The sequence below is a fragment of the Proteiniphilum sp. UBA1028 genome (assembly GCF_002316955.1).
Classification (GTDB): Bacteria; Bacteroidota; Bacteroidia; order Bacteroidales; family Dysgonomonadaceae; genus Proteiniphilum.
The window spans coordinates 1-4564 of the sequence record NZ_DCEN01000037.1 but is presented as its reverse complement, the minus strand read 5'-3'; the positions used below and the strand labels follow the sequence as shown (position 1 = coordinate 4564).

3 protein-coding genes are annotated in these 4564 nt (G+C 52.8%); all 3 read left to right on the top strand.

Features of this window, described 5'->3' with window-relative positions; translation table 11 throughout:
* Positions 1–1062 (top strand): RagB/SusD family nutrient uptake outer membrane protein (locus B3Z75_RS05830; RefSeq protein WP_294068597.1); only part of this gene is annotated, 1062 nt, incomplete at its 5' end.
* Between the two features lie 32 nt (positions 1063–1094).
* Complete coding sequence (locus tag B3Z75_RS05825; RefSeq protein WP_294068594.1) at positions 1095–2876, top strand: hypothetical protein; 1782 nt, start codon at positions 1095–1097, stop codon at positions 2874–2876.
* Between the two features lie 53 nt (positions 2877–2929).
* On the top strand, positions 2930–4564 hold a 1635-nt coding region (locus tag B3Z75_RS05820), incomplete at its 3' end, for a hypothetical protein (protein WP_294068592.1).

Here is a 4564-nt window from a genome sequence, read left to right as displayed (position 1 = left end):
GCCGATGCCTATCCAAAGGCAAACGCGGCAACCAACGATGGTCACATAACCCGCTATGCCGCTGCAGCCCTTTTTGCCCGTGCCTATCTCTTTTATACTGGCTATTACGGCAGCGAGCCGGCAGGTGCTACCAAAGCGGAAGCCCTCTCGGCACTCGAAGAGATTATCTCTTCCAACGAATACAGCCTGGTGAGTGAATTCAAGAACCTATGGCCTGCCTCTTCGGCCGGCGTAGCTGAAATCGGCGACATGGAAACCTTGCTGGGGACCTATGCCGGCAACGGCAACAGCGAAACCATCCTTGCCATGAAATTTACCAGCTCACAAGACTACAATGGCAATAACGACGGCAATCGCTGGCAGGTAATGGTCGGCATGCGCAGCCTGAATGCTGCTCCTTATGGTAAGGGCTGGGGAGGCCTGACGGTGAATCCTGCGTTCGTCAGTGAATTCAAAACAGGCGATACACGCCGCACTGCTTCGATCATCGACATGACCGGTGAGGGCATAACGGGGTTGGACGACTTTGAAGCAAGCTACAAAGATCAACGGGAATATACCGGTTATGCGGTGAAGAAATATGCACCACTCTGCTTCGCCGATGGCACATCCGCATCGAAAGAGGATGGTTCGGGCGATTTCCAGATATCCAACCACCAGGATTATGTGATCATTCGCTATGCCGATGTGCTGTTGATGGCGGCTGAGCTGGGAAGTAGCAGTGCACAGGCCTATTTCGACGCGGTGCGAAAACGTGCCTACACCTCCAACGGTATGCTCTCTTCCAGTTATGCGGCACTGCCGGCAACAAAAGAGCACATCATGCAGGAGCGTCGCCTGGAATTTGCATTCGAGAGCATCAACTATTGGGATCTGCTCCGCCAGGGAGTAGACTACGCAGCCGATAAACTTGCAACAGAGGTTACTGTGCTTAGTGGGGGATCTCCCGACAGGGTCAGCATCAAAGCCGACCGACTGCGTGCCACCAAAGGGCTCAGTCAGATTCCTTATAATCAGATCACGCTGGCAAACGGCACCCTGGTACAAAACCCCGGGTGGTAACGGCCAGTTATAAACACAAAAAAAATAATCGTATGAGACTGAAATCATCTATATACCTGTTTGTTGCAAGCGTAGTCATGCTTTTCTTCGCTTGCACCCCCGAGCAATATGATTTGGATGCGAAGGATGTCACCCCCGACGACCTGGTGGAAGGCCTGGCCTATACCATTACACACGATCCCGTCAATCCCAATATCGTGTATCTGGAAAGCAAAATGGGTGATCGCTATACCGCTCTTTGGGAACATCCCCAGGGACGGAGTCAGGAAAAGAAAGTAACGCTGCAGATTCCTTTCGATGGAACCTATACCGTGAGATTTGGCGTGCAGACCCGTGGAGGAGTAGTGTACGGTGAACCCGCCACATTCACCATCCAGGATTTTTATGCCGGTTTTGTGACCAACGAGCTCTGGACGTTATTGACCGGCGGAGTGGGTGCTTCCAAAACGTGGATCCCCGACAACGGTCAGTATGGTCTGGCTCCCGGAGAACTCTCCTATGCCGATCCGGGCGGAACCGTGGAATGGAACAACTGGTCTCCCAACTGGGAACCGGCTGCCGGATTTACGATGGCAGCAGGCGATCATCCCATCTGGGAAAGCAGCATGACATTCGACCTGATCAATGGTGCCAACGTATCGATAGACGATCGTTCCACCGGTGGGGTAGGTGTAAGGAAGGGCTCTTTTATGCTGAACACCGACGCACATACCATCACTTTTACCGATGTGGACCTGCTTCATACTGCCGGATGGAACCACATGACCAGCAACTGGAAAAAAGATTTGAAGATCCTCACGATGACGGAAAACCAGCTGAGAATCGGTATCCTGCGTCAAAAAGATACCTCCGGCGAGGATCCCTGGTGGGTCATCTGGAACTTTGTGAACAAGGAATATGCCGACAATTATGAAGCACCGGCACAAGAGATCTTCCCGACACTGCCTGATGACTGGAGAGACTATGTGGAACCCAAGACCAACCTGGTGACGACCTACAAGCTTTCCGACGACAAGCCCTTCGACTGGTGTAACCTCGACGGATCACAGAAGGGAATTGGAAACATAGCTGCCCGCAGTGGCGTGGAAGAAGTGACGCTGGTACTCAATAGCGGCACGGGCGATTATACCCTTACCGATATTGCGGGCGTGGAACATAAGGGGAAATATAGTCTGAGCGGTGAGGGGATTTATACCTTCAGCGACCCCCTTCCCGAGATCGTCCTCTCCAACGATGGCAGAGCGCTGTTTAAAACCAATCCGGACCGCACACTGCGCATCATGTCGTATGAAACCAGTGATTTTACCGGCGGACTCACCGATCTGTGGTTGGCGAGCAAGGAGCTCGATGACCAGGCCAATCTCTACCAGTACATGGGATATCATTTTGTAGCACAGAGCGCCGCTGCGGTGAAGTCCTACAAGGCAACCATGCACTTCTTCGATCTCGGTTGGATCTTCACCGCATCGGAGCCACTCTTTATTTCCGGTGATGGCGATTACACCTTTGTCATCGCAGGAGCGAGTGATGCGCCTTATGGCATGTATCTCGATATCCAGAAAATATTGAAAGACAATCCCAACATGGATGTAGCCATCAAGGAGATCAAGGTCGATGGTGCCGCCATTCCATTTGACGACACGGCAATTGACCGCGGTGTCGGCGATGATGCGACCACCGCAAGGCGGTATATACTCAACCCCTGGGGCGCCACCGTAGGCGATACACCCAACTACGTGTTCGGTTCATCCATCGCAGTGACGGTGACGGTCAAGATGGATAACGGCACTCCTTTTATTGTGAAAAAAGAGTGATCGTATCGCTTTGAAGATGATGAATTATAATTGCATAAAAATAAGATAATCATATGAAAATAAGATATATATCAGCCACTCTTTTACTGGCAGCCGCTCTGTTCGCCACATCGTGTGATGTGGAAGATGATTATACCATCAGAACCGGAGAGATTATTTCGGAGATCACCACGGGATCTGCCAGCGTGACCGCAATTGCCGCGGAAGTGACCGGTACCGTGAAAGATCTCACGCTGGTTTCGTCCGCCTCCTACGAGGTGGGTGCTTACTACGGCACCAATGCCGACCCTACCACTGCTGGCAGCAAGAAAAGCGGCAGCGTGGATGAAAACGGGAATGTGGTCACCGCAATCACCGGGCTTACCACCGGCACAACTTACTATTATGCCACCTATGTGACGTTGCAGGATAAAGTAACCAAATTTGGCGACATCAAATCATTCGTGGCCACCGCAGCGAAAGTGACCACGAAGGAGGCGGAGGAGATCACCGCCAGCAAAGCAACCCTTTTGGCCGATATCAGCGGTACCGAGGGCCTCGCATCATTTGACACGGGAGTGAAGATCTCTTTGTCTGCCGACGATGTCACTTCCGGTATCACCCGCGAACTGGGCGAGGTGGGCGGTTTGTTGCCGGGAACGACCTACTATTATGCGGCATTTGCCAGGATAGGAGACGGGTATCTCTATGGTGAAACCAAAACAGTGACAACCCTCACGCAACAGATGGAGTATGTGGATCTGGGACTCAGCGTGATGTGGGCCACGCACAACATCGGGGCTGACAGTGAATCGGAAGCCGGAACGCTCTTCGGTTATGGTGACCAGACGGCCATGATGACCTCGGCCAAGCTGGAAGACTATACTGCTGCCGATATAGCAGGGAGTATCGGTGATCTCATTTATAACCTGGATCTGGATGGTGATTCCCCCATGAAGAGCCAGATGCCTACCCATGCCCAGATAGCGGAGCTGCTACAGCACACCACCCAGCAATGGACCACCGTTGAGGGTGTGGAGGGGTTGCGATTTACCGCAAACAACGGGAACAGCATTTTTCTTCCGGCAACTGGTTACCGTAACGGAGAAACAACAATCGCCGATGGTGCAGGTTACTACTGGAGCGGCAATGTAAGCTCTGTCCACAGCGACTATGCCAATACGTTGACATTTGCTGGCTCATCCGCCAAAACCGGTTTCTCCAAACGGAGTCTCGGCCTTGCACTTCGCTCAGTGCGTGCCTATGCGGAGGTGAATCCCGAATCAAGCAAGCTGGTCTTTGGCGATTTAGAGAACAATGGGCGGTTACGCATTGAAATCTACAACGAATTTGGCGCTACAGCAAGCAATCCGCCCATCGATCCAGCTTCCATCAAGTTTGCCAGGAACATGGTTGTTTCATTCAACCTTACCGGCATCACCGGCAACCTGAAGAGCGGCGCTGCAGGCTCCTACGTGGCAGGCCTTGAGTACTCCGACCCGAGCTGGGGCGTGAGCTATTGGTCCAACCTCGCCATGGGTAAGTATGAGGCCCTGGTCACCGGCGACGGCACCTACACCGTGTGGATGGAAGTCACATCACAGGCCAACGGCGCCATCGTATTCTGTGTGGATATTGCCGGCCTGGGTGCCGACATCGACGACTGGTCGAAGGTGGGCGTGGAAATAAATGCCATCAAGCTCGATGCC

Bases quoted from the DNA above. Each gene is read 5' to 3' on its own strand.
- B3Z75_RS05825 (WP_294068594.1), top strand. From the start codon at position 1,095: ATGAGACTGAAATCATCTATATACCTGTTTGTTGCAAGCGTAGTCATG.